At 50.4% G+C, this 24,626-nt stretch carries 19 protein-coding genes, 1 tRNA gene and 3 pseudogenes; 14 read left to right on the top strand and 9 right to left on the bottom strand.

Annotated elements, in window-relative coordinates; genetic code table 11:
• The first annotated feature begins 175 nt into the window (after positions 1-175).
• From rpsU to MPHASIOC01_RS17750, 5 genes are all read left to right on the top strand, one after another.
• Positions 176-391, top strand: coding sequence for a 30S ribosomal protein S21 (gene rpsU, locus MPHASIOC01_RS17730; RefSeq protein WP_001144069.1), 216 nt, complete (start codon positions 176-178; stop codon positions 389-391).
• 121 nt (positions 392-512) lie between these two features.
• A complete protein-coding gene (gene dnaG, locus MPHASIOC01_RS17735; protein ID WP_064600442.1) occupies positions 513-2,264 on the top strand; it encodes a DNA primase in 1,752 nt (583 codons plus the stop codon).
• Positions 2,265-2,740: 476 nt separating this feature from the next.
• A complete protein-coding gene (rpoD, locus tag MPHASIOC01_RS17740) occupies positions 2,741-4,579 on the top strand; it encodes an RNA polymerase sigma factor RpoD (protein WP_064600443.1) in 1,839 nt (612 codons plus the stop codon).
• Between the two features lie 479 nt (positions 4,580-5,058).
• Complete coding sequence (locus MPHASIOC01_RS17745; RefSeq protein ID WP_231889219.1) at positions 5,059-6,357, top strand: NCS2 family permease; 1,299 nt, start codon at positions 5,059-5,061, stop codon at positions 6,355-6,357.
• 307 nt (positions 6,358-6,664) lie between these two features.
• Positions 6,665-6,740 (top strand) — tRNA-Ile (locus tag MPHASIOC01_RS17750).
• A 182-nt stretch (positions 6,741-6,922) separates the two neighbouring features.
• Here MPHASIOC01_RS17750 and MPHASIOC01_RS17755 read toward each other — a convergent pair.
• Positions 6,923-7,177 (bottom strand): hypothetical protein, encoded by a 255-nt coding sequence (locus MPHASIOC01_RS17755; protein ID WP_064600444.1) that lies wholly within the window; start codon positions 7,175-7,177, stop codon positions 6,923-6,925.
• A gap of 819 nt (positions 7,178-7,996) precedes the next feature.
• On the opposite strand from MPHASIOC01_RS17755, the gene MPHASIOC01_RS17760 reads away from it, so the two are divergent.
• From MPHASIOC01_RS17760 to MPHASIOC01_RS17780, 5 genes and pseudogenes are all read left to right on the top strand, one after another.
• Entirely contained in the window at positions 7,997-8,449 is a 453-nt protein-coding gene (locus MPHASIOC01_RS17760) for a DUF1795 domain-containing protein (protein ID WP_353612997.1), read from the top strand.
• Positions 8,450-8,461: 12 nt separating this feature from the next.
• Positions 8,462-12,709: an RHS repeat-associated core domain-containing protein gene (locus MPHASIOC01_RS17765; RefSeq protein WP_353612998.1), complete on the top strand. Its 4,248-nt coding sequence runs from the start codon at positions 8,462-8,464 to the stop codon at positions 12,707-12,709.
• A gap of 9 nt (positions 12,710-12,718) precedes the next feature.
• Positions 12,719-13,165 carry an SMI1/KNR4 family protein gene (locus tag MPHASIOC01_RS17770; protein ID WP_353612999.1) on the top strand — a complete coding sequence of 149 codons (447 nt, stop codon included), beginning with the start codon at positions 12,719-12,721 and terminating at the stop codon, positions 13,163-13,165.
• Positions 13,166-13,194: 29 nt separating this feature from the next.
• Positions 13,195-13,428 (top strand): annotated as a pseudogene (locus MPHASIOC01_RS17775) (RHS repeat-associated core domain-containing protein); the annotation flags it as partial.
• A 755-nt stretch (positions 13,429-14,183) separates the two neighbouring features.
• Positions 14,184-14,402, top strand: coding sequence for a hypothetical protein (locus MPHASIOC01_RS17780; RefSeq protein ID WP_353613001.1), 219 nt, complete (start codon positions 14,184-14,186; stop codon positions 14,400-14,402).
• A 307-nt stretch (positions 14,403-14,709) separates the two neighbouring features.
• On the opposite strand, the gene MPHASIOC01_RS17785 is transcribed toward MPHASIOC01_RS17780, so the two are convergent.
• On the bottom strand, positions 14,710-14,964 hold the full coding sequence (locus tag MPHASIOC01_RS17785) for a hypothetical protein (RefSeq protein WP_353613002.1): 255 nt from the start codon (positions 14,962-14,964) through the stop codon (positions 14,710-14,712).
• Between the two features lie 326 nt (positions 14,965-15,290).
• On the opposite strand from MPHASIOC01_RS17785, the gene MPHASIOC01_RS17790 reads away from it, so the two are divergent.
• Positions 15,291-16,373, top strand: a complete 1,083-nt coding sequence (locus MPHASIOC01_RS17790; RefSeq protein ID WP_353613003.1) for a malate/lactate/ureidoglycolate dehydrogenase — start codon at positions 15,291-15,293, stop codon at positions 16,371-16,373.
• 238 nt (positions 16,374-16,611) lie between these two features.
• A complete protein-coding gene (locus MPHASIOC01_RS17795) occupies positions 16,612-17,043 on the top strand; it encodes a DoxX family protein (RefSeq protein WP_064600463.1) in 432 nt (143 codons plus the stop codon).
• Between the two features lie 68 nt (positions 17,044-17,111).
• On the opposite strand, the gene MPHASIOC01_RS17800 is transcribed toward MPHASIOC01_RS17795, so the two are convergent.
• Entirely contained in the window at positions 17,112-17,891 is a 780-nt protein-coding gene (locus MPHASIOC01_RS17800; RefSeq protein WP_353613004.1) for a siderophore-interacting protein, read from the bottom strand.
• A gap of 303 nt (positions 17,892-18,194) precedes the next feature.
• Here MPHASIOC01_RS17800 and MPHASIOC01_RS17805 point away from each other — a divergent pair, with 303 nt between their 5' ends.
• Complete coding sequence (locus MPHASIOC01_RS17805; RefSeq protein ID WP_353613005.1) at positions 18,195-18,866, top strand: PadR family transcriptional regulator; 672 nt, start codon at positions 18,195-18,197, stop codon at positions 18,864-18,866.
• A 46-nt stretch (positions 18,867-18,912) separates the two neighbouring features.
• On the opposite strand, the gene MPHASIOC01_RS17810 is transcribed toward MPHASIOC01_RS17805, so the two are convergent.
• Positions 18,913-20,250: an aspartate aminotransferase family protein gene (locus MPHASIOC01_RS17810; RefSeq protein ID WP_353613006.1), complete on the bottom strand. Its 1,338-nt coding sequence runs from the start codon at positions 20,248-20,250 to the stop codon at positions 18,913-18,915.
• Positions 20,251-20,468: 218 nt separating this feature from the next.
• On the opposite strand from MPHASIOC01_RS17810, the gene MPHASIOC01_RS17815 reads away from it, so the two are divergent.
• A complete protein-coding gene (locus MPHASIOC01_RS17815) occupies positions 20,469-21,233 on the top strand; it encodes an SDR family NAD(P)-dependent oxidoreductase (protein ID WP_353613007.1) in 765 nt (254 codons plus the stop codon).
• 63 nt (positions 21,234-21,296) lie between these two features.
• Here MPHASIOC01_RS17815 and MPHASIOC01_RS17820 read toward each other — a convergent pair whose 3' ends face one another.
• From MPHASIOC01_RS17820 to MPHASIOC01_RS17840, 5 genes and pseudogenes are all read right to left on the bottom strand, one after another.
• Complete coding sequence (locus MPHASIOC01_RS17820) at positions 21,297-22,055, bottom strand: amino acid ABC transporter ATP-binding protein (RefSeq protein ID WP_064600475.1); 759 nt, start codon at positions 22,053-22,055, stop codon at positions 21,297-21,299.
• Positions 22,048-22,470: pseudogene (locus tag MPHASIOC01_RS17825) on the bottom strand (ABC transporter permease subunit); the annotation flags it as partial. The gene MPHASIOC01_RS17820 and the pseudogene MPHASIOC01_RS17825, both read right to left, overlap by 8 nt.
• Positions 22,471-22,615: 145 nt before the next feature.
• Complete coding sequence (locus MPHASIOC01_RS17830; protein WP_000019402.1) at positions 22,616-23,596, bottom strand: IS5-like element IS5 family transposase; 981 nt, start codon at positions 23,594-23,596, stop codon at positions 22,616-22,618.
• A 70-nt stretch (positions 23,597-23,666) separates the two neighbouring features.
• A pseudogene (locus MPHASIOC01_RS17835) lies at positions 23,667-23,912 on the bottom strand (ABC transporter permease subunit); the annotation flags it as partial.
• Between the two features lie 21 nt (positions 23,913-23,933).
• Positions 23,934-24,575 (bottom strand): amino acid ABC transporter permease, encoded by a 642-nt coding sequence (locus MPHASIOC01_RS17840; RefSeq protein WP_064600478.1) that lies wholly within the window; start codon positions 24,573-24,575, stop codon positions 23,934-23,936.
• Positions 24,576-24,626 lie beyond the last annotated feature (51 nt).

Genomic DNA, 24,626 nt, shown 5'->3' on the forward strand with positions numbered 1-24,626 from the left:
GGTGCATCGTAGTGTATAATGCCGGACTTTTAGAAAGGCCTGACAGAAAAGCCCTCTTCAGCTTGCAGCAGGTGCTTTACAAAGCAGCAATAGTTGAAGTAAAATTCCGCACCATTTTGAAATATGCTGGCGTTGATGCCAGTGGCAAACCGAATTTAGTAAAGGTGAGAGGCACATGCCGGTAATTAAAGTACGTGAAAACGAGCCATTCGACGTAGCACTGCGTCGCTTCAAACGTTCCTGTGAAAAAGCGGGTGTTCTGGCGGAAGTTCGTCGTCGTGAATTCTATGAAAAACCGACCACCGAACGTAAACGCGCTAAAGCTTCTGCGGTAAAACGTCACGCGAAGAAACTGGCTCGCGAAAACGCACGCCGTACTCGTCTGTACTAATTGTTGACTGCGGATTTTCCGCAATACAACTGTCACACAGACTGAGTTTTAGTTGTAAAGGCCGTGCTTCCGAAAGGAATGCGCGGCTTATTCTCGTTTAAGAGCTGAAAAACCGGGGCCTATGGCTGGACGTATCCCACGCGTTTTTATCAATGACTTGCTGGCTCGCACCGACATCGTCGATTTGATCGATGCGCGTGTAAAGCTGAAAAAGCAAGGTAAGAATTACCACGCGTGTTGCCCATTCCATAATGAAAAAACCCCTTCTTTCACGGTGAATGGCGAGAAGCAGTTTTATCACTGTTTTGGGTGTGGCGCTCATGGTAATGCCATCGACTTTTTAATGAATTACGACAAGCTTGAGTTTGTCGAAACCGTTGAAGAGCTCGCTGCCATGCACAATCTGGATGTTCCCTACGAAGCCGGTAACGGCCCGGGGCAGATTGAACGCCATCAGCGGCAAAACCTGTACCAGTTGCTCGATGGGCTGAATGCATTTTACCAACAATCACTGACTCAACCCGTTGCTGAAAACGCGCGCCAGTATCTGGAAAAACGCGGCCTCAGCCAGGAAGTTATTGCACATTTCGCCATCGGTTATGCACCGGCTGGTTGGGATAATGTGCTTAAACGTTTTGGTCAGCATGCCGAAAATAAACAGGCGTTGATTGATGCCGGGATGCTGGTAACCAACGATAACGGTCGTAGTTATGACCGTTTCCGGGAACGCGTTATGTTCCCTATCCGGGATAAACGCGGCAGAGTCATTGGCTTTGGCGGTCGCGTGTTAGGTGACGGGCTTCCGAAATACCTCAACTCACCGGAAACTGATATTTTCCATAAAGGCCGCCAGCTATATGGCCTTTATGAAGCACAGCAAAGCCAGCCTTCTCCTGCACGGTTATTAGTGGTTGAAGGTTATATGGACGTAGTGGCGCTGGCGCAGTATGGCATTAACTATGCTGTTGCCTCTCTGGGTACGTCAACAACAGCAGATCATATTCAATTGCTGTTTAGGGCAACGAACACCGTGGTTTGTTGTTATGACGGCGACCGGGCAGGTCGTGACGCGGCGTGGCGAGCTCTGGAAACAGCGCTGCCTTTCATGACTGATGGTCGTCAGCTACGCTTTATGTTTCTACCCGATGGCGAAGACCCGGATACACTGGTTCGCAAAGAAGGCAAAGCCGCCTTTGAAACCCGGATTGAGCAGGCTCAGCCGCTCTCTGCGTTTCTGTTTAACAGTTTGCTGCCACAGGTAGATCTGAGTTCACCGGATGGGCGGGCACAGTTAAGTACACTGGCTTTGCCATTAATCAGCCAGGTACCCGGCGAAACATTACGCATTTTTTTGCGCCAGGAGTTGGGTAACAAACTCGGTATTCTGGACGAAACACAACTGGAACGGTTGATGCCGCGCCAGGCGGAAACACCAGTAAATCCGCAGCCAGCCGGGCTAAAACGGACAACCATGCGTATACTGATAGGGTTGTTGATACAAAACCCACAGCTTGCACCGCTGGTTCCTTCGTTGGCAGGGCTGGAACAGGCCAAATTGCCAGGACTGGGGTTGTTCTCTGAGTTGGTTGCAGCCTGTCTGGCGCAACCTGGGTTGAACACCGGGCAATTACTTGAGCTTTATCGTGGAAGAAAAGAAGCGCCAACCCTTGAAAAACTGGCAACCTGGGACGATATAGCAGATAAGGACATCGCAGAACAAACCTTCACCGATGCGCTCAGCCATATGTTTGATACGGTGCTCGAACTCAGGCTTACTGAGCTTATCGCACGGTCAAGGACCGAAGGCTTAAACGCTGCCGAACGCGAAGAAGTTCGCGTGATTACTGAAGCGTTAAAACGCGCAAAGAAATAGGCGCGAGGCACTACAGAATTAACATGCTTTGTGTTGTGAAGGAAGTGAAAACACACCTGCGGCGCGAAGTATGACGAGATTGCTCTAAATAATTCGTGTTGCAGGAAGGCGGCAACGCAGTGAACGGCCTCGAGCTTACATTAGTAAGTGACTGGTGCGAGCGAGGCAGCCAACACACCTGCGGCGCGAAGTATGACGAGAAAGAATTTAAGCGGCTTAACTGCCGAATATACCTCGGGAAGACCCCGAATGCCGCAAAGACGGGCAGCGGCCAGAAAATAAACCAGCCCGCCGTACCTGAGATTTTTCAGGGTGCAGCATGACAGTGATGGCGTGGCCCGGGCGGAAAGAAACCGCCGGGTGAACACAGACCAGGTCATACAACGCCGCAGTTTGAAAGAAACGGGTATAACGTTATTGTTGGCAGTTTCGCCGACCAACACCAACTCTCATGACTTAAGTGTGGATACCGTCTTATGGAGCAAAACCCGCAGTCACAGCTCAAGCTTCTTGTCACTCGTGGTAAGGAGCAAGGCTACCTGACCTATGCCGAGGTCAATGACCATCTGCCGGAGGATATCGTCGACTCCGACCAGATCGAAGACATCATCCAAATGATCAACGACATGGGCATCCAGGTGATGGAACATGCGCCGGATGCCGATGATCTGTTGCTGGCTGAAAACACGAATGACACGGACGAAGATGCCGCTGAAGCAGCCGCACAAGTGCTTTCAAGTGTTGAATCTGAAATTGGCCGCACCACCGATCCCGTACGTATGTACATGCGTGAAATGGGTACCGTTGAACTGCTGACCCGCGAAGGCGAAATCGACATCGCCAAGCGCATTGAAGATGGGATCAACCAGGTACAGTGCTCTGTTGCCGAATACCCGGAAGCTATCACCTATCTGTTAGAACAGTATGATCGTGTTGAAGCAGAAGAAGCTCGTCTGTCAGACCTGATTACGGGCTTTGTTGACCCGAACGCAGAAGAAGATCTTGCCCCGACTGCCACTCACGTTGGTTCTGAATTGTCCCAGGAAGATATGGACGATGACGACGACGAAGATGAAGACGACGACGACAGCGACGACGATAACAGCATCGACCCGGAACTGGCGCGCGAGAAATTTACTGAACTGCGTGAACAATACATTGTTACTCGTGACACTATCAAACTGAAAGGCCGTAGCCACGCAGCTGCACAGGAAGAAATCCTGAAACTGTCTGAAGTATTCAAACAGTTCCGCCTGGTGCCAAAACAGTTTGATTACCTGGTAAACAACATGCGTGCCATGATGGACCGTGTTCGTACCCAGGAACGTCTGATCATGAAACTGTGTGTTGAACAATGCAAAATGCCGAAGAAAAACTTCATCACACTGTTTACCGGTAACGAAACCAGCGAAACCTGGTTCAACGCGGCTATCGCGATGAACAAACCCTGGTCTGAAAAACTGAACGAAGTAACAGAAGACGTTCAGCGTTGCCTGCAAAAACTGCGTCAGATTGAAGAAGAAACCGGCCTGACCATTGAGCAGGTTAAAGACATCAACCGTCGTATGTCGATTGGTGAAGCGAAAGCTCGTCGCGCCAAAAAAGAAATGGTTGAAGCAAACCTGCGTCTGGTTATTTCTATCGCCAAGAAATACACCAACCGTGGTCTGCAGTTCCTCGACCTGATTCAGGAAGGTAACATCGGCCTGATGAAAGCAGTGGATAAGTTCGAATACCGCCGTGGTTACAAGTTCTCAACTTATGCCACCTGGTGGATTCGTCAGGCTATCACGCGTTCTATCGCTGACCAGGCGCGTACCATCCGTATTCCGGTACATATGATTGAGACCATCAACAAACTCAACCGTATTTCACGCCAGATGCTGCAAGAAATGGGCCGTGAACCCACTCCGGAAGAACTGGCTGAGCGCATGCTGATGCCAGAAGATAAAATCCGTAAGGTACTGAAAATCGCCAAAGAGCCTATCTCCATGGAAACACCAATTGGTGATGATGAAGATTCGCATCTGGGTGATTTCATCGAGGATACCACCCTCGAGCTGCCGCTGGATTCCGCCACAACGGAAAGCCTGCGTGCCGCCACCCACGATGTTCTCGCCGGCCTGACAGCCCGTGAAGCAAAAGTTCTGCGTATGCGCTTTGGTATTGATATGAATACTGACCATACTCTGGAAGAAGTGGGTAAACAGTTTGACGTAACCCGTGAACGTATTCGTCAGATTGAAGCGAAAGCACTGCGTAAACTGCGCCATCCAAGCCGCTCGGAAGTCTTGCGCAGCTTCCTGGATGATTAATATATAATCTTCCAACGTGAAAAGGCCCTCTACGGGGCCTTTTTTATTGGTACGCTGTAACCTGCTGCACGGAAAAACATACACAGAAACCTGCCTTATTCCTTCAACATTCCTTCAACGCCTTGTCTTTTGTACCGTTCACTAAATAAACCCGCATAACCAGAACCAGCCATGCTGTTTTCATGTGGGAAAACGATTGCGCACACATGGTGCAATGCACCATAATCACGCCTCATTCTGGTTCGGAATAGTCTTAGCCAGTGATGCAACGAAGAAGGTAAACGATTGCGTCCAGGCATGGCATAGCAATTGCTATGTGAATTCAGGGAAAGGAGTTGGTATACAAGGCGCTGGCGAAAAATCGCCGGATTGATAGCCGAGCATGCAGCTGTCAGCCTTTTCCCGAAACAATAACGCGCATGCAACCCATTATTGGCAAGAGAACGCACGTCAGTGACGTCTCCCCATCACGAGAGATGATGATGTTAGAAAAACTATTCAAGCTAAAAGCGCACAATACAACGGTTCGCACCGAAGTTATCGCGGGTATCACTACCTTCCTGGCAATGGCCTATATTCTGTTTGTTAACCCCAGCATCCTTGGTGCCACCGGCATGGATAAAGGTGCGGTGTTTGTTGCCACCTGCCTGGCTGCGGCAATTGGCTGTGTGCTGATGGGCCTTATCGCCAACTACCCCATTGCGCTGGCACCGGGTATGGGGCTGAATGCCTTCTTTACTTACACCGTGGTATTACACATGGGCTACACCTGGCATATTGCGCTGGGTGCGGTATTTCTTTCTGCCTGTATTTTCTTTGCGCTGTCGATATTCAAAATCCGTGAATGGATTATCAACAGTATTCCGTTACCACTACGTTCCGGGATTGCCGCAGGCATTGGTTTGTTCCTGGCGTTGATCGCGCTGGAAGGTGCCGGGATTGTGGTTGATAACCCGGCAACGCTGGTTGGCCTGGGCGACCTGACCAAACCAGGTCCGTTGCTGGCACTGTTAGGCTTTATCATCATTGTGGTACTGGAAGCCCGCCGTGTAACAGGCGCAGTACTGATAGGTATTCTGATTGTTACCTTCCTGTCTATGGGGATTGGCCTGACACCGTTCGGTGGCGTATTCTCTGCTCCGCCATCACTCGCCCCAACCTTCCTGCAACTGGATATTGCCGGTGCATTTAATGTGGGCCTGGTAAGCGTTATTTTTGCCTTCCTGTTTGTCGATGTATTCGATAACACCGGCACACTGCTGGGTGTAACCAAACGCGCCGGTCTTGCCGATGAAGACGGTAACCTGCCGAAAATGGGCCGTGCACTGGTTGCCGACAGCGCTGCAGCACTGTTTGGTTCACTGCTGGGTACTTCCACCACCACCAGTTATGTGGAATCTGCCGCAGGCGTGAGCGCCGGTGGCCGCACGGGTCTGACAGCAATTGTGGTTGCAATTCTGTTCCTGCTGAGCCTGTTCTTCTCACCACTGGCTGGCAGCGTACCGGTTTATGCAACTGCACCGGCATTACTGTTCGTTGCTGTGTTGATGACTTCAGGACTGGCAGAGATTGACTGGAAAGATGTCACCACTGCTGCACCGGTTACCGTAACCGCACTGACCATGCCGCTGACTTATTCCATCGCTAACGGTATTGCTTTCGGGTTTATCACCTGGACAGTAGTAAAACTGCTGAGCGGCCGCACTAAAGAAGTGAATGCGGCACTGATTATCATGTCCATCCTGTTTGTTATCAAACTGGGCTGGCTGAGTGCCTGATTAGTTTTGTGATTAGCACTAAGGGCTGCGACCTTCGGGTAGCGGCCCTTTCTCCTTCATACTGCATATATGCCATAGCAAGTGACCTTAACGGCCCCGATTCACCTTCTCCTCTGCAATGGCTCTGGAGCCCATACAGTTACTCTTAACGCGTTTAATACTCCAGTGCATCCGCAACGAGGCTACTGACAAGCGGGCATTTCTAATTCTTGTTGATTTTCTAACGGGTTAACACTGCTTATAAAATCAGCATACGCATTATAATGGCTGGATTGAGGCAGTCAGTTCCATTATAATCGTCCGCCACGGCCCCTTAGCTCAGTGGTTAGAGCAGGCGACTCATAATCGCTTGGTCCCCCGTTCAAGCCGGGGAGGGGCCACCAGATTTTAGCTGTTAATACAGACACTTAAGCCACCCAATGCGGTGGCTTTTTTGTTGCCTGAATTTTTAGTGGCGATGAAATGGCGGTGGATTTTTTACCGCCACTTTCCTGAGCACATAAAAAAACCCGCACACGGCGGGCAGTAAGAGAAAATGATCAAAAGCATGCAGAAGTCATATCGATCAGCCTCTGGAGCGATACAGATATCGGTAAATTTTCTTCGTCAGAAAAATTGCCAGAACTCCCAGCAAAATAGAAACAATACCGAGGAAAATCAGTATCGAAAGAAGGTTGCTGAACAACCCTCCAAGGCTAGAAAAATCACTCAGCCGTGCAAATTGTTCCGGGGTCAGTACACGAATCACAATCTCCGGGATAGTTAGAAAAAAAACAATCACTACCAAAAAGTAAATTGCCGCCTTACCACTTTTTTTCATTATCTTCCTTGCCCTTTCTAACAGTTATGGTCAATTATAAGCTCCGGTGATTTCAAAAGAAGTCACATCAGTATGATTAACCGATTTTCCTCATTATTTATTGCCGGAACATCGATATATGGAAAGGCGCACTTTGCAGCTTGCGCTGTTAACAGATTGCGTTTTCAGGACCTGGAATATTATCACCTCCTGTATAAAGAAAATTTAGAAATGCTGTATTTTATAATCGAACCACATATGAAGAAAATCATTTACCAGATACAATCAGGAGATAACAAACCTGAAGTAATAGGTGATGCTTTATATGAGATTTTAAAAAAATGAAGCGGTTGGTTTTGTGGCTATTACAGTCTTTTTTTTATCTTATCCCTGTCATTTTCACTATTGTCGGAGCATTTATAATTCTTCGTTTTGTTCCCTTTCACCCGGGCGTGTTTGTCGTACTGTGGATTATAATTGTTGCATATGTTTATATCCGCTACAGCAAGTGGACTTAACCCATTCACATGAACGGGCCCATAACGTGACCTGGGTTAACCCAATACTCCTTGCTCCCCCGGCAATAAATAACGGTGCTTTACACTCGCACAAACAAAAAACCAAATTCAGACAAAACCTATATCCACTGGTTAAACCGAAAGGTGAAATACCCTTTTCCCGATATAAGTGAACCGGTTATTGCTACCACCCGCTGGCGCAAACCAGGCGGGTTCACTACAGCCAAAGCCGTTCCTGCTGCTATGCAACGCATTCCGGGGAAATGTTATTCATCTTTTTAGATACAGTGTTTAACCCTGTGAAGCAAAAGGACCCTGCGAGATGCCCGACTTTTCACGTTGTAGCTTTACGGAAGGCAGTGTGGCGTTACCTGAAGGTTACCGCGACCGCACCGTGAACGTGCTGCTGGCGGGGGATGATGCCTCCCCTTCTTTGAATATCTCCCGCGATGACCTGCAGGCAGATGAACTACTGGCTGATTATGTGACACGCCAGTTGGATACGCTTTCCACCGGGCTGAAAGGCTGGGTACTGAAAAGCCGTGAACCCGTGTCACTCGGCAAGGATGCGCTGCCAGGGGAATGCGTGCTGGCAAGTTACCTGCGTGATGGCCGCCGTATCTGGCAACGCCAGGCTGTATTTGCATTACAGGGTGGTCACGTTCTGGTATTCACCCTCGCCATGACCCGCAAATTATCACCTGAGGATGAGGCCCTGCTCCAGCAGGTGCTGGAAAGCTACCAGCCCGCCGACGGCGTAACCACACAGCCATAAAAGGGATTTTTCATGAGTGAAGCTGCACGCCTCGGAGACCCCATCGGGCATTCACATGCCCTGGCCGGTATGATTGCCGGCACCCTTGTGGGTGGGCTGATTGCTGCCGCGGGTGGGATCATCGCAGGGGAGTTATTTTTCCTTGGCCTGGCTGCATCCTGCCTTGGTGTGGGTGTGTTGCTGATAGGTGCCAGCTTTCTGGTTGGTTATCTCACAGGAAAACTGGCAACGGCCGCCCGGGATGGCCTTGCCGGTGCCGGAGCCGGGAGTCTGTCGCCCTCCGGGGCCATACAGACCGGTTCCCCCAACGTATTTATCAATGGTAAACCAGCGGCCATTGCCACCATCAGCCAGGTGTCGTGCAGCAACGATGGCCCGTCCATGCAAATGGCACAGGGCTCTGACAATGTCTTTATCAACAAGCAACCCGCTTCACGTAAAGGCGATAAAACCAACTGTGACGCCCAGGTCATGGAGGGGTCGGCAGATGTCACCATTGGTGGCGGTACCGCGACCACACTCCCCATCGACCCTGAAGTACCGAACTGGCTGTACAAAGCTTCAGACCTGACATTACTGTTTGCCGGGTTACTTGGTGGCGCGGGTGGTGCTGCCAGTAAACTGGGCGCCCTTGGCAGGCTATTCAGTAAACTCAAAGGCATCAACTGGTTCATGAGAACTGCCTGCCGCCTGGGCAAAGTTGCTACTGTCGTTGAGGCCGGTGGCATCATCGCCCGCCCGGTGGATATTATCTCCGGGCAGAAATTTCTCGCGGGTGATGATGACCTGGATTTTGTCCTCCCTTCCCGCTTTCCGGTTGAATGGCAACGCTACTGGCGCAGTGGTAACCCCGGAGACAGCGTGCTCGGGCGCGGCTGGAGTCTGTTCTGGGAAAGCTGCCTGATACCGTACCAGGGCGGTCTGGTATGGCGGGCGCCGTCTGGCGACTACATTTCCTTCCCGAACGTTCCCCGCGGGCATAAAACCTACTGCGAAGCGGAAAAGTGCTGGCTGATGCATAACCCGGATGGCACCTGGCAGGTTTTTGATGTCAGCGAACAGGCCTGGCATTATCAGACCCCGGTTGGTGAGCAACCTGGCCGCCTGACTATGATGACAGACTCCACCGGTAACATGACTTCCCTGGTTTATACTGACCAGGGCCAGCTTTCAGGGCTGGCAGACAGTGCAGGCCAGCACCTGAGTTGCCGCTACCTCACCACCACCAACGGCCTGCTCCGCCTGGCCTGCGTATTGCTACACACACCCGGTGGCGATGTACCGCTGGTCAGTTACACCTATGACGATGAAGGCCAGCTGAGCACAGTCACCAACCGAGCCGGTGAAATCACCCGGCGCTTTACCTGGCATAACGGGTTGATGGCAGGCCACCAGGACCGCCACGGGCTACTGAGTGAATACCAGTGGCAGGAAATTGAAGGCTTACCCCGGGTCACGGCCTGGCGGCACAGCGCCGGTGAATCCCTCTCGATGTTTTATGACTTTGCCGGTAGTGTCCGCCGGGTGGTGCGCGATGACGGGAAACAGGCCGTGTGGCAACTGGATGATGACGATAACGTCGCGCAGTTCACCAACTTCGACGGGCGCGGTCTGGCCTTTCTCTACGAGCGGGGCGAACTGTGTGGCGTGATCCTGCCCGGTGGCGGGCAGCGCCGTTGTGAATGGGATATCTACGGCCGGTTACTCAGTGAAACGGACCCGCTGGGCCGCACAACCACCTGGCAGTACTCACGCAACACTGACCGGCTGGTCTCTGTCACCTGGCCGGATGGCAGCCAGGAGTTCGAACAACACGACCAACAGGGCCGGCTGACACAACAGACTGATGCACTGGGCAACATCACCCGCTATCACTACCCGGATGAGGAAGACAGCCTGCCATCTTCTGTTATTAACGCACTGGGTGGCGAGGTAAAACTGGAATGGAACGCGCAGGGCCAGTTGCTGCGCCATACCGACTGTTCCGGCAGTATCACCGCGTATGCCTGGGATGTGTTTGGCGAACTGACGCACCGCACAGACGCCGAAGGCAACCTCACACAATACCAGCGGGACAGCGCGGGCCGCCTGCAACGGCTCATCCACCCGGATGGCAGTGAAGAACACTTTTTCTGGAATGCGCGCGGGCAGTTAACCTGCCATCAGGACCCGCTGGGTAGCGAAACTCACTGGCAATATAACCAACTGGGGCAGCGAACCGCCGTCACTGACCGTATCAACCGTACCCGCCGCTGGCACTATAACGCGCGTGGCTGGCTCACCCGTCTGGAAAACGGCAATGGCGGAGAGTACCAGTTCAGTTACGACCCGGCAGGCAGGCTTACCGGGGAGCGCCGCCCGGATAATACCGACCATTTCTACCATTACAATGCTCAAGGCCTGTTATCTGAACACCGGGAGACCGGCCCGCAGAACAGCAGCGCACAGCCTTCACAGCGGGTACATCAGTTCCTTTATGACGAAGCCGGGCAACTCTGCCAGCGCAGCAACGACAGTGCTGTCTGGCAGTACCAGTACAACTCAACCGGCCACCTGAATGAGGTTTCACGCACTCCCACTGCCGCAGGGGCTGAACAGGGTATTGAGCCAGACCGCGTGCAACTGCACTACGACAGCGCCGGTAACCTGCTGTCTGAACAGGGCGTGAATGGCAAACTGGATTATGAATGGGATGCGCTGGCGAATCTGCTGTCCCTGGTCCTGCCCCAGGGCGACCAGTTACAGTGGCTGTATTATGGCTCAGGGCATACCAGTGCCATCAAATTTAACCAGCAACTGGTCAGTGAGTTCACCCGCGACAGGTTACACCGCGAAACCGGGCGCACGCAGGGCTCACTGCTTCAGCAACGGCAGTATGATGAGCTGGGCCGCCGCCGCTGGCAAAGCAGTTTCCGTAACGGGAAAATCAGCAAACCGGAAGAAGGCCTGCTGTGGCGGGTGTTCCGCTATACCGGCCGTGGTGAGCTGGAAGGGGTGAGTGATGCGCTGCGTGGCGAGATACATTATGGCTATGATGCCGAAGGCCGCCTGCAGCAGCACACGGAACCCCGGCAGAGCCTGCGCAGCCGCCACCTGCATTACGACCTGGCCGATAACCTGCTGGGTGAAGACCCGCTCAGTTCCGGTGGTGCCCGGCAACAGCCCGCAGCCATTGTGAGCAACCGCCTCACCACCTGGCAGCAGTTATTTTACCGCTATGATGCCTGGGGTAACCTGGTCAGCCGCCGTCATGGACAGCATGAGCAGCATTATACGTATGATGCCGACAACCGCCTGATAAGCGCCCGTGGCCGTGGCCCGGAAGGCGAATTCACCGCACACTATCATTACGATGCCCTGGGCAGGCGGATACGCAAAACCGTCGATTACCGCAACCGGGGAACGGAAACCACCCGTTTCCTGTGGCAGGGCTACCGCCTGCTGCAGGAGCAACGGGATAACGCCACCCGTCGCACCTGGAGCTATGACCCGGCCAGCCCGTGGGCGCCGCTGGCTGCCATTGAGCAGGCGGGCAGCGCACCGCAGGCCGATATTTACTGGCTGCACACCGACCTGAACAGCGCACCGCTGGAAGTCACCGATGAAGACGGTAACCTGCGTTGGTCCGGGCAGTACGACACCTTCGGGAAACTGCGCGGCCAGACACCCGGCAGTGCCGGGCTGCGCACCGGCGCGGCTTACGCCCAGCCCCTGCGTTTTGCCGGGCAGTACCAGGACAATGAAAGCGGCCTGCACTATAATCTGTTCCGTTACTATGAGCCGGAGGTGGGCCGCTTTACCACCCAGGACCCGATTGGGCTGGCCGGTGGCTGGAACCTGTATCAGTATGCGCCGAATCCGCTGGGGTGGGTGGATCCGTTTGGTCTTGCAATGAGTGGGGTAGACTTTACAGGCAGCCCTTCTCTCTACCCAGTAACTGGAACACAACGTAATATTGTTGAAATAACTCTGCAAGGCTCCAGAGGACGTGATTTTACTGAAGCCTATAAATTAGCAGGGATTACCAAGACTGATGCTGAAAACTATACATGGCATCACCTTGATGTTTTCGACCCTAAAACAGGTAAAGGTACAATGCAGTTAGTTACGACTGAGGCTCATGTTGAGTCATTACCTCACAAGGGGTCTGTATCGCAATTTGAAAAACATTTCGGTGTAGAATATGGAACACCTGAAGCGATTAAAATATCTCATTCCAAAGGCTGGCTAAAAGGCCGAGTTCCGAAACATTGTAAATAGGAGGTAGCCATGTCAATTAAGTTAATTAATTCCTCACCAGCCATATCTGAGCAAGACATAGAAAAAGCCGAACTTTTTTTAGGCTTTCCGATCCCGAGAGAAATAAATGAAATATACAGAAAAAATAATGGCGGCGTGCTTGAAGATGATAAATGCATTTATCAGAGTGAATCACATGAGTTGGATATAAAATATTTCCTCCCCATCGGAAAATCTAAAGAACCGGGCATATTTACCATTGAGAATTTATATAAGAAACTAGCTAAGGAAAAAAAATTAATTCCAGAAAAAATGTTACCCTTTGCAATAGATGGAGGCGGATTTCCTTTCTGTATCGACATTGACAATAAAAGTATATATTTTTTAAATCTTGAGAGTGGGAAAGAAATTTTTCTTGATAATGACTTGATTAGCTTTATTAATAATATAATTTCAGAAGAAGACGCTTGGGGCTAAAACCATCGTATAATTTTACATATACTATGATCCGACCCGCACTGCTGGAAGTCACCGGTGAAGACGGTAACCTGCGCTGGTCCGGGCAGTACGACACCTTCGGGAAACTGCGCGGCCAGACACCGGCCAGTGCTGAACGCCGCACCGGTGCGGCTTACGCCCAGCCCCTGCGTTTTGCCCGGCAGTGCCAGGATAATGAAAGCGGCCTGCACTATAATCTGTTCCGTTGCTATACGCCAAAAACCGAAATATTCATCACAGAACCCGAGCTAAAAGACATGAACATATAGCGTACACAATTACATTTAAACGACGGGAATAATTACATATCACAACCAGTATTACTGTGTTGTAAAATATATTTTACAGAATAAGATGTACACCGTAAAAATAGATACAACCATGACATCAACTTCATAATGATGCTTCTATCAAAGTAACCTCATATATAGACACAGCATGAATACAGATACCTGATATCACTATAAAAAAGGAGAATATATGCCAGGGAACAGGCTCAGGATGCGTGAACTGTTAGAACGCAGGTAGGTGAATTAAGGCGGCAGTCAATTTATATGGCAAATCAGGCACTAAGAACGCCTGACATCCGAATATAAACTGTCGACAGTACTGCTTATGCGGCCTTTGAACAATGGCGGCATCACCCCGCCAGGGTTGTGGACTGGGATTGGCCGGGTGCATGGCCTGCATGGAAAAAGAACTACCCAAAGCGATTTGAATGCGCAACCTGGAATGGTAATCGTCTTATCGGATTTTCGATGGGGCGTCCCACTTACCAGTCTTCTGGGCTCAGGCTTGATTACATAGAAAAATCGCCAGAAGCAAGCGAGCCACATTTAGACCTGACGTATCTTGCTCTCTATGCTTATGCTACGCTATTAGGTGCCACCCATGTAAAAATAATAAATCCAATTAACAGTGATGTTCTGGATTATTACGAAAGCAAAGGCTTTTGTTATGATGAGAGATCCAATGGCTGTATTCGGAGAATTGTCTGATGAATAACAAGGCAAAGAAACCAGCGTCAGTGCACCATGAAGAGTCTAATACCCAAGAGCAAGAAGATAAAATAAAATCTGGTTTGGAAAATCTCATCAAGGAAATGGGGAAAAACAAATCAACTGAGCCTAAAGGACTGGCTTCAGGGGAAAGTGGTATCAATGGCGAACTGCTCATTAACTTAGGAAAAGATGAGGATGAGGGTGAAAAATCATAAATCATTAAGTGACACAGAAAAGCAATTCACTATTTTAGCTAATGAAGCCCCCCTAAAGATGCGTTTATAAAAGCATTCATTGCGGTTCAGGATGCGTTATCCCAGATGAAGAGTGTTCAACATGCACGGGGTAAAAAACACACCAGTCGCAACAAAATTAAAGGTTATTGATCCCATAAAAACCATTGTGAGCACAATTTGTTATCACCCGGCACTTCTCAATATTTCTGAGGATGCAATCAGCAAAAGCAATAATTACAGGAACACGCAACGGAAAAGCCTTTCTGTTGCGTGTCTAAGGTAAGGCTTACTTCCCAGGCGCCACACCCTCTTTCGGCGGCTTGCATCCATCTGGTGGTGGCAATGGCTTACCATCTTTTCCCATGGGGGGTTTTTTACCCTCTGGTGGAGGAAGTGGTTTACCATCACTACCTTTTGGTGGTTCAGGTGGCTTTTTGCAATCTACCGGGTGAGTGGTGGATGCCGGTTCAGCAGCCTGAACACTGGCAAAAGTAAACATGGCGCTGGCCGCGGCCAGTAGCACTATCGCAAATTTACACATATTATTGTCCCAGAAGTTTTTTGCTTATTCTGGCCCCATCCCCACCAAAAATTGTGAGTAATTTGCGGCACAAATCAGGATAAATGTGTCAAATCATGTCAAAAAAACCACAAACATTTTAAAGTCTTCTCATCATCGATTCACGCCTTGAGCTCAGCCCACCATTGGCGCAGTATAAAACCCGGACAGATAAAAAAAGACCAATAACCCCATCGATTTCACGTTGCCGTACCCCAGGCTACGCCTTTTCATCCACCTTCTGAGGACAGTGGAGCCTTGTGCGCGTAACGTGAACGACAAGGGGCACGCAAGAGGATGAATACAACGTGAACACAGGAATACGTATACAAGCACAACACCTCCACCAGTTTATTGAAGCGCTCTTTCGCCATGCGGGAAGTGAAGCCGAAGAAGCCAGCCGGGTGGCTGACCACCTGGTCGCGGCGAACTTATCCGGGCACGACTCCCATGGCGCCGGCATGATCCCAAGCTATATCAACTCACTGGCACTGGGTTATTTACAACTGAACCAGCACGCAAAAGTCGTGCGGGATGCCGGTGCCATCGTCACGGTTGATGGCAATGCCGCCTTTGGTCAGGTCGCGGCGCTGGAAGCTATCAATATGGGGATTGAAAAGGCGAAGCAGTTTGGCATCGCTGCCGTGGCATTACATAACGCACACCACATTGGCCGTATCGGTTACTGGGCTGAACAGTGCGCCGCTGCCGGGTTTATCTCTATCCATTTTGTGAATGTCCCTGGCGACCCAATGGTCGCCCCTTTCCGCGGCACCGACAGCCGTTTTGGCACCAACCCTTTCTGCGTGGTATTCCCGCGCAAAGATAAAGACCCACTCTTGCTGGATTTCGCCACCAGCGCTATTGCGTTCGGTAAAACCCGGGTTGCCTGGCATAAAGGCCAACGAGTACCAGAAGGCTGCCTGATTGATTCACAAGGTGCTCCCACCACCGACCCGGCCGTGATGCAGACCCCGCCTTTAGGCGCGCTACTTACCTTCGCACAACACAAAGGGTATGCGCTGGCAACCATGTGTGAAATTCTGGGTGGCGCGTTATCTGGCGGGAAAACAACCCATAAAGAAACACTGCACGGCAGCGTTGACGCGATTTTTAATGGCATGACAACCATTATTCTTAACCCGGAAATGTTCGGTGCGCCCGAAATGGAAAAAGAAACGGATGCGTTTATCAATTGGGTGAAATCCTCACAGCAGGCAGCAGATGAGCCTATTCTGGTGCCTGGTGAATGGGAAGCAACCAACCGTGCAATACGCAGGGCTGAAGGGATCCCGCTGGATAACGGCAGTTGGCAGGCTATTTGTGAAGCCGCACTGAAAGCAGGTATGCCACAAGAAGAACTGGAGCAGTTTCGCCTGCTCGTTCATTAATTACTCCCTTCAGACCAGGGTGCGGAAACACACCCTGGTCATTACCGCAGCCTCACAGCAAAAAACGCACTAACCGACACAAAAAAATGCGTAATTAATTGATAAATAAATAGTTACCACAAAAATATTATTCAATTTTTTTGAACCATTGTTGCAATTTTTTAGATTTCTCTCCACTTGAGAGGCGGTTATGCTGCGCAGGTGACAATCACTTTTTGTGCATATTCAGGGATATATTATGTTAACCAATCTTTATTCTCGTTTTTCCAGCGCGGTAGATCACCCGGACTTCGCCCGCCTGTTACTGCGACTTGTATTTGGCATCCTGATGTTATTTCATGGCACTGCAAAAATGCAGAATGGCGTTGAGTGGATTAAACCCATGCTCGCAGCCCATGGTTTACCCGGTTTTGTCGCCTATGGCGCTTATATTGGCGAAGTTGTCGCCCCGGTACTGATTATTATTGGTCTGTTTACCCGCGTTGCTGGCCTGGTGTATGCCTTTAACCTGGTTGTCGCGGTGTTGCTGGTTGGGATGGGGAAATTCTTTGTGCGCACGCAAGTCGGTGCATGGGCACTGGAAACAGAAGCGCTGTATTTCTTCGGCGGCATTTTCATTATGTTGCTGGGTGCCGGTAAATACTCACTGTTTAAAGGTAAACTCAGCTAAGTATATTTCAGCCCGGCAGAGCCAAATCTGCCGGATATTTGCCACTCACACAGCACAAGCGCACTGTATTAACGTTTATCGTGCCAGTAAGCAACGGTACGAACCAGTTGTGCATCCCGCCCTACACTTAGCTGTTCTCCGAGTTGCTTCGCGACCTTACCCTCACCAGTCACCCAAATGAAATAATCCTCTTCAGGAATGGTCAGAGCCAGTGCATGGCGCGCCACGGTTTCAGGGCTTTCGCCAACAAACCATTCGATATTCACACCCGGTTCAGCGGTTAAATATTCACAGGCCTGCTGGCTGTGCACAGAAACCAGCGCTGTCACCTGCCCCTGAAACTGGCGGGCGTTGAGTTCGGCCAGGCGGCGGCGTAATGCAGGCATGCCAGACTCATCACAAACATAGAGTTGCCAGTGATACTCTGTGGGAACTATCAGTGAACCCCGTGGCCCGCCCATATACAGCGTATCGCCAGGTTTAGCCTGCACAGCCCAATTACTTGCCACACCACCGTCATGGATATAAAAGTCCACTGTCAGTTCTTGTGTGGACGGGTCATAAATTGGCGTGTAATCACGAGCAGAAGGGCGAACGTCATTCTGCCAGATAATGCCATCTTCACCTGCAACAGGTGGCACAAAACCACTATCAGGTTCAGGGAAAAAGAGTTTGATATGGTCATCAAAACCTTGTGATTCAAAACCTTCCAGTTCATCACCGCCGGCCACAATACGCTGGAAGTGGCCAGCGACCTGTTCCGTGCGCATCACAGTCAGTTTTCGAAAGCGTAATGCATTGCGGGCACGGCGGGGATAGTGTGTTGTTGCAGAGCGGGGTTGTGTCATAGGAGCTCCTGTATAGTCTAATTTTAGATATATCTAATCGTCAGTTAATGATAATGATTGTTATCCGTGATTTATGCAAGACAAAATTTGATATATCAGCACTCGTCACCACCACCAGTCACAACAAGTCAATAATTAAATACAAATTAATAAGTTAAGGTAAGATCAATGAAATAAACTTTGTAATATTTGCTAAAAAATATAATTAGATATACTTTAGATATATCTATATGACACCTTACCATTCAGAAACTGAATGCAACAACAGGTGCATAAATTAAACACAACAATAAGGTTGTCCCTATGAGAGATTTTTTCCGTTTACAAATGCGTCGCGATAACGGGCGCGGAGAAGAAGGCGAAGGGCGTCGCCATGGCAGGGGTCGCCATAGCCGTATGGAAGGTGAAGAACAAGTTCGTGAACTGCGTGGCCGTGAAGAACGTGGGCACGGAGACCGGAGCCGTGGTAGACATGCTGAGTGCGACATGAATGAACGTGGCGGGCATCGCCGTAAACGCTTCTTTGGCCATGGCGAACTGCGGATCGTAGTGCTCGATATCCTGTCTCAGGATGCCAGCCACGGCTATGAACTGATCAAGTCTATCGAAAACATGACGGAAGGCCATTATGTTCCGAGTGCGGGCGTTATCTACCCCACGCTGGATTTTCTTGAGTCCAATAAACTGATTCACCTGGAAGATGAAGAAAACGGGCGCAAAAAAATCACCATTACAGAACTGGGACAGCAATGGTTAGCAGCGCACAATGAGGAATTGAGCCAAATTAAAGAACGCATCGCAGCTAAAGCGGTAGGCCGTAAATTGAGAACCAACCCAGATATGAAACGGGCGCTGGACAACATCAAAGCGGTGCTGGATTTGAAAGTGAATCAACAAGGCGTTGAGCCTGCTACGCTCAAACAAATTATCGGCATCATTGATAAAGCCGCACTGGATATTTCACAACTGGATTAAAAAGCAAGCAACCAGCCCGCAGGCTGGCCGCTTACCTGGGGAGTGGTTAACGGACCAGGCCGCTGAACTGACCCAGTACCTGGTCAATGATTGCCAGGCCTTGTTTCACTTCATCGGCAGTAACCGTGCAGGGCGGAACCACATGAATGCGGTTTTCCACCACAAAGCTCAGTAGCCCGGCTTCGGTCAACGCCAGCTTGATGGCCGCCATATCGGCTGCAGCGACGGGTGTTTTGGTTTCAGGGTTGGTCACCAGTTCCAGTGCCTGGAATACGCCAACCCCACGCACTTCACCCACCAGCGCATATTTTTCTGAAAGCGCATTCAGGCCGGCACGCAGTGCACCATCACCCACCAGTGCTGCATTTTCCACAACGTTTTCTTCTTTCATTGCGTCCAGCGTGGCGACAATCGCCGCCATCGCCAGTGGGTGCCCGGAATAAGTCAGGCCACCGGCAAAAAAGTGGTCATCAAAATAATGGGAAATGGCTTCAGAAATCAGTACGCCACCTGCCGGTACATAACCTGCGTTCACCCCTTTTGCGAAGGTGATAAGATCAGGTACCACGTCATCATGTTCAAACGCAAACCAGCGGCCGGTGCGGCCAAAACCTGCCATCACTTCATCCAGAATCAGGACAATGCCAAATTCATCGGCCAGAGCACGCACACCTTTCATGTACCCTGCAGGCGGCACCAGAATGCCTGCGGTACCAGGAATACTTTCCAGTAAAATAGCGGCAATAGAAGCCGGGCCTTCGCATTCAATAATACGGCGTAAATGCTGTAACGCACGCGCGCACTCTTCTTGTTCGTTGGTGGCATTGAACTCAGAGCGGTAGAGATACGGGTTGAAGAAATGCACATGGCCGCGAGAATATTCGTTTGGTACACGGCGCCAGTCACCGGTCGCGGCAATCGCGCTACCGGTATTACCGTGATAAGAGCGGTAGGCTGACAGCACTTTATCGCGCCCGGTGTATAAACGCGCCATACGGATCGCGTTTTCGTTGGCATCGGCCCCGGCGTTAGTAAAGAAAACTTTATGGAAACCCGCAGGTGCCAGTTCCACAATGCGTTTTGCGGCTTCACCACGCGCCAGGTTAGCTGTTGCCGGGGCAATCGTCACCAGCTCTTCAAGCTGTGCTTTCATGGCGGCCAGCACTTTAGGGTGCTGATAACCAATATTGACGTTAACTAACTGGCTGCTGAAATCGAGGTAATTTTTACCGTCGTAATCCCATAACTGGCAGCCTTTTGCGCCAGCAATAACTAATGGGTTCAGGTTGCCCTGCGCAGACCATGAGTGAAATACATAAGAACGGTCCAGCTGACGCACATCGTTATTTGTTAGAAAATTCTCGCCCTGTAATGCCAGTTTCATACCTGCCCTCCTGAATCTTACGCTCAACATTTCGGTCATAACCCTTGAATTCATCCTGAGCCTGTAACAACCAGACCTGGTAGAGCCAGAAGCAGATTTTTACTGTGACAAGAGGTGTCACAAGCCAGTCAGTCATCTGGCTCTGTCTCACTCCCTCGCCGCTTCTTATAGTGCGAACTGACCTTTGCCTTATTCAGTCTTCTTTAAAGGAGTGGAACATGTCCGAAAAGCAGGTTGCCTTTATTACTGGTGCAACATCAGGTTTTGGTGAAGCAGCTGCCCATTATTTTGCAGAACATGGCTGGTCACTGGTGCTCAGCGGACGCCGTTTCTCCCGGCTTGAAGCATTAAAAGATGCCCTTGCGGGAAAAGTACCCGTTCATATTATTGAGCTGGATGTGCGCGATTCAGATGCAGTAAAAACTGCGGTAGCCAGCCTGCCTGAAGAATTTGCCGATGTGAAAGCACTCATTAATAACGCCGGGCTGGCGCTCTCACCCATGCCATCTCAGAAAGTTGACCTGGAAGACTGGCAAACCATGATTGATACCAATGTGAAAGGGCTGGTGAGCGTCACGCATGCATTGCTGCCAACACTGATTAAACACGGTGCTGGAGCCAGTATTATTAATATTGGCTCTATCGCAGGCCAGTGGCCGTATCCGGGTAGCCATGTATATGGCGCAACCAAAGCGTTTGTAAAACAGTTCAGCTATAACCTGCGTTGCGATTTGCTGGGAACCGGAGTACGTGTCACCGACCTCGCACCAGGCATTGCGGAAACAGAATTCACGCTGGTGCGTACCAAGGGAGACCAGGCGGCATCAGATAGCCTCTACCGCGGTACCACCCCGCTCAGTGCGCAGGATATTGCAGAGCAGATGTATTACATCGCCACCTTGCCGGATCACATGAATATCAACCGTATTGAGGTGATGCCGGTTCGCCAGGCGTGGAACCCGTTTGCTATCGACCGGGATTAACAAAATAACGGCCCACCGTTTCTGTGGGCCGTTATTGCCGGCTACATGGGAATAACATACATCTCAGCGCGTGGTCGCCAAAAAGCGCTGCACACGTTCAGAATCAGGATTAGTAAAGAATTTTTCGGGTGCGGCTTTCTCAATTAACACGCCTTTTTCCAAAAATACCACCTGGTCTGACACCTGGCGGGCAAAGTCCATCTCGTGAGTCACCACCACCATGGTGTAACCTTCCGCTGCCAGTGCTTTCATTACTGCCAGCACTTCGCCAACCAGTTCAGGATCCAGCGCCGAAGTCGGTTCATCAAACAGAATCACTTCCGGTGACATAGCTAACGAGCGGGCAATTGCCACACGCTGCTTCTGCCCACCGGATAACGTAATGGGGTAACTGTCGGCCTTGTGGTTCATACCCACTTTTTCCAGTTGTTTATGGGCAATCTGGTTGGCTTCCGCACGTTTGAGGCCCTTGACGTGCAATAACGCTTCTGTCACGTTTTGCAGCACCGTCAGGTGCGGCCACAAATTAAAACTCTGGAACACCATACCCACACGTTCACGCACTTTTGACAGCTCACGGTGAGACATATGTTTGCCACTGTCATCCACGCCGATACGGCTACCAGAAATACGAATTTCGCCGCGATCAGGCTGTTCCAGCCAGTTCATGCAACGCAGCAACGTCGATTTACCCGAACCGGATGACCCCAGAATGCTGATGACTTCCCCCTTTTGTACATCCAGGTTGATATCACGTAACACTTCCACATTATCGAATTGCTTCGAGACATTTTTAATACTAACTGCCGCATTCTCAGGCATGGGTAATTCCTCGTTTCGCGCCATAGCTATTCAGGCGTTTAATCAATAACTCAAGCAGCACACTGACACCCCAGTACAGGCCAATGGCAACAATAAATGCATTAAATGGAATGAAATAAGTCGCCTGGACACTGTTTGCTGCAGCAGTAATTTCCTGAACAGTAATAATGCACAAGAAAGCTGTATCTTTCAGGCAGATAATCAACTGGTTACCCATCAGTGGCAGCGCACCGGAAAAAATATTCGGTGTAATAATCCGGGTAAAGGTTTTATAACGGGAAAAACCTTGTGCTGTTGCTGCTTCAATATAGCCAGTAGAAAAAATCCGCCGCTGGCTACGTAATATTTCATAAAAATATGCACTGTGATAAATAATCAGTGAAACCAGACCAGCTGTCCAGGCTTCCATACTAAGGAAGGTGCGAATAAGTGGGGAAATTCTTCTCGGCTGACTCAGTCATTTCATTTCTTCATGTTTGAGCCGATTTTTTCTCCCGTAAATGCCTTGAATCAGCCTATTTAGACCGTTTCTTCGCCATTTAAGGCGTTATCCCCAGTTTTTAGTGAGATCTCTCCCACTGACGTATCATTTGGTCCGCCCGAAACAGGTTGGCCAGCGTGAATAACATCGCCAGTTGGTTATCGTTTTTCAGCAACCCCTTGTATCTGGCTTTCACGAAGCCGAACTGTCGCTTGATGATGCGAAATGGGTGCTCCACCTTGGCCCGGATGCTGGCTTTCATGTATTCGATGTTGATGGCCGTTTTGTTCTTGCGTGGATGCTGTTTCAAGGTTCTTACCTTGCCGGGGCGCTCGGCGATCAGCCAGTCCACATCCACCTCGGCCAGCTCCTCGCGCTGTGGCGCCCCTTGGTAGCCGGCATCGGCTGAGACAAATTGCTCCTCTCCATGCAGCAGATTACCCAGCTGATTGAGGTCATGCTCGTTGGCCGCGGTGGTGACCAGGCTGTGGGTCAGGCCACTCTTGGCATCGACACCAATGTGGGCCTTCATGCCAAAGTGCCACTGATTGCCTTTCTTGGTCTGATGCATCTCCGGATCGCGTTGCTGCTCTTTGTTCTTGGTCGAGCTGGGTGCCTCAATGATGGTGGCATCGACCAAGGTGCCTTGAGTCATCATGACGCCTGCTTCGGCCAGCCAGCGATTGATGGTCTTGAACAATTGGCGGGCCAGTTGATGCTGCTCCAGCAGGTGGCGGAAATTCATGATGGTGGTGCGGTCCGGCAGGGCGCTATCCAGGGATAACCGGGCAAACAGACGCATGGAGGCGATTTCGTACAGAGCATCTTCCATCGCGCCATCGCTCAGGTTGTACCAATGCTGCATGCAGTGAATGCGTAGCATGGTTTCCAGCGGATAAGGTCGCCGGCCATTACCAGCCTTGGGGTAAAACGGCTCGATGACTTCCACCATGTTTTGCCATGGCAGAATCTGCTCCATGCGGGACAAGAAAATCTCTTTTCTGGTCTGACGGCGCTTACTGCTGAATTCACTGTCGGCGAAGGTAAGTTGATGACTCATGATGAACCCTGTTCCATGGCTCCAGATGACAAACATGATCTCATATCAGGGACTTGTTCGCACCTTCCCTAATGCCAATCTCAGGCAAACCGTAATAAAGTAAATAAGCCAGAATCAGAAAAGGCACTGCCCGCATCAGGCTTACAAAATAGTGAATAATGTTATTCAGCACTTTTGATTGCAGCTCGGTTAAGTACAACACTGTAGTACCGATGATAATTCCCGCAATCGCAGTAATAACGAACAATTCAAGGGTCGAAATAAACCCCTGCAGAAACAAATCTCGTGCTGACCAGACTATCGCCCATTGGTTCATAGCGTCTCCAAATACTCTGCTTTACCGCGCCAGGCGTTTCGCTTTACGTTCTGCTAAATTTTGTAATTTAAGCAGTACGCCAATAATTACTATATACAGTAAACCCGCCGCCAGGATAGGTGATAACGGCTCATAAGTTACTGCAGAAATACGGTTTGTTACCCGGGTTAAATCCACCACACCGATAACAGCAATCGCCGGGCTGCCCTTAATTAAAAAAGACATTTCATTTACCAATGCTGGCAGGCTTTCAATCCACATCTGTGGCAACATGATATAACGGAAATAAGTCCAGCGTTGCATTCCTACCGCTTCAGCAGCTTCTTTTTGCTCTTTGGGAAAATGGGTAAAGGCATTACGCCAGATCTCTGCATTGAATGCGGAAGTATTCAGTGTCAGTGCCACAATGGCGGCAATACTTTTATCAAGGTTAATACCAACCGCCGGTAATGAAAGAAACAAAAACAAGACTAATGTCACCAACGGTGTGGCACGCGCCAGGCTGATGTACAGCACCAGGATAGTGTCCACAACGGGGATCTTCATCATTCGAATAAACGCGATGACCAGACCAATCGACACCCCGAACAGGATAGCGATGCCGGAAATCCACAACGTCGCCCAGGCGCCTTCAAATAATAACTGCCAAGATATCGCGTCCATTTAACGCTCCTTGATACCAAAACAAGGCGCAGCCTGCAGGCTGCGCCCATT

Origin of the sequence: Mangrovibacter phragmitis, from assembly GCF_040429585.1 — a bacterium.
Taxonomy (GTDB): domain Bacteria; phylum Pseudomonadota; class Gammaproteobacteria; order Enterobacterales; family Enterobacteriaceae; genus Mangrovibacter; species Mangrovibacter phragmitis.

Coding starts and splice junctions, on each gene's coding strand:
- rpsU (WP_001144069.1), top strand. CDS start 176: ATGCCGGTAATTAAAGTACGTGAAAACGAGCCATTCGACGTAGCACTG.
- dnaG (WP_064600442.1), top strand. CDS start 513: ATGGCTGGACGTATCCCACGCGTTTTTATCAATGACTTGCTGGCTCGC.
- rpoD (WP_064600443.1), top strand. CDS start 2,741: ATGGAGCAAAACCCGCAGTCACAGCTCAAGCTTCTTGTCACTCGTGGT.
- MPHASIOC01_RS17745 (WP_231889219.1), top strand. CDS start 5,059: ATGATGTTAGAAAAACTATTCAAGCTAAAAGCGCACAATACAACGGTT.
- MPHASIOC01_RS17755 (WP_064600444.1), bottom strand. CDS start 7,177: ATGAAAAAAAGTGGTAAGGCGGCAATTTACTTTTTGGTAGTGATTGTT.
- MPHASIOC01_RS17760 (WP_353612997.1), top strand. CDS start 7,997: ATGCCCGACTTTTCACGTTGTAGCTTTACGGAAGGCAGTGTGGCGTTA.
- MPHASIOC01_RS17765 (WP_353612998.1), top strand. CDS start 8,462: ATGAGTGAAGCTGCACGCCTCGGAGACCCCATCGGGCATTCACATGCC.
- MPHASIOC01_RS17770 (WP_353612999.1), top strand. CDS start 12,719: ATGTCAATTAAGTTAATTAATTCCTCACCAGCCATATCTGAGCAAGAC.
- MPHASIOC01_RS17780 (WP_353613001.1), top strand. CDS start 14,184: ATGAATAACAAGGCAAAGAAACCAGCGTCAGTGCACCATGAAGAGTCT.
- MPHASIOC01_RS17785 (WP_353613002.1), bottom strand. CDS start 14,964: ATGTGTAAATTTGCGATAGTGCTACTGGCCGCGGCCAGCGCCATGTTT.
- MPHASIOC01_RS17795 (WP_064600463.1), top strand. CDS start 16,612: ATGTTAACCAATCTTTATTCTCGTTTTTCCAGCGCGGTAGATCACCCG.
- MPHASIOC01_RS17800 (WP_353613004.1), bottom strand. CDS start 17,891: ATGACACAACCCCGCTCTGCAACAACACACTATCCCCGCCGTGCCCGC.
- MPHASIOC01_RS17805 (WP_353613005.1), top strand. CDS start 18,195: ATGAGAGATTTTTTCCGTTTACAAATGCGTCGCGATAACGGGCGCGGA.
- MPHASIOC01_RS17810 (WP_353613006.1), bottom strand. CDS start 20,250: ATGAAACTGGCATTACAGGGCGAGAATTTTCTAACAAATAACGATGTG.
- MPHASIOC01_RS17815 (WP_353613007.1), top strand. CDS start 20,469: ATGTCCGAAAAGCAGGTTGCCTTTATTACTGGTGCAACATCAGGTTTT.
- MPHASIOC01_RS17820 (WP_064600475.1), bottom strand. CDS start 22,055: ATGCCTGAGAATGCGGCAGTTAGTATTAAAAATGTCTCGAAGCAATTC.
- MPHASIOC01_RS17830 (WP_000019402.1), bottom strand. CDS start 23,596: ATGAGTCATCAACTTACCTTCGCCGACAGTGAATTCAGCAGTAAGCGC.
- MPHASIOC01_RS17840 (WP_064600478.1), bottom strand. CDS start 24,575: ATGGACGCGATATCTTGGCAGTTATTATTTGAAGGCGCCTGGGCGACG.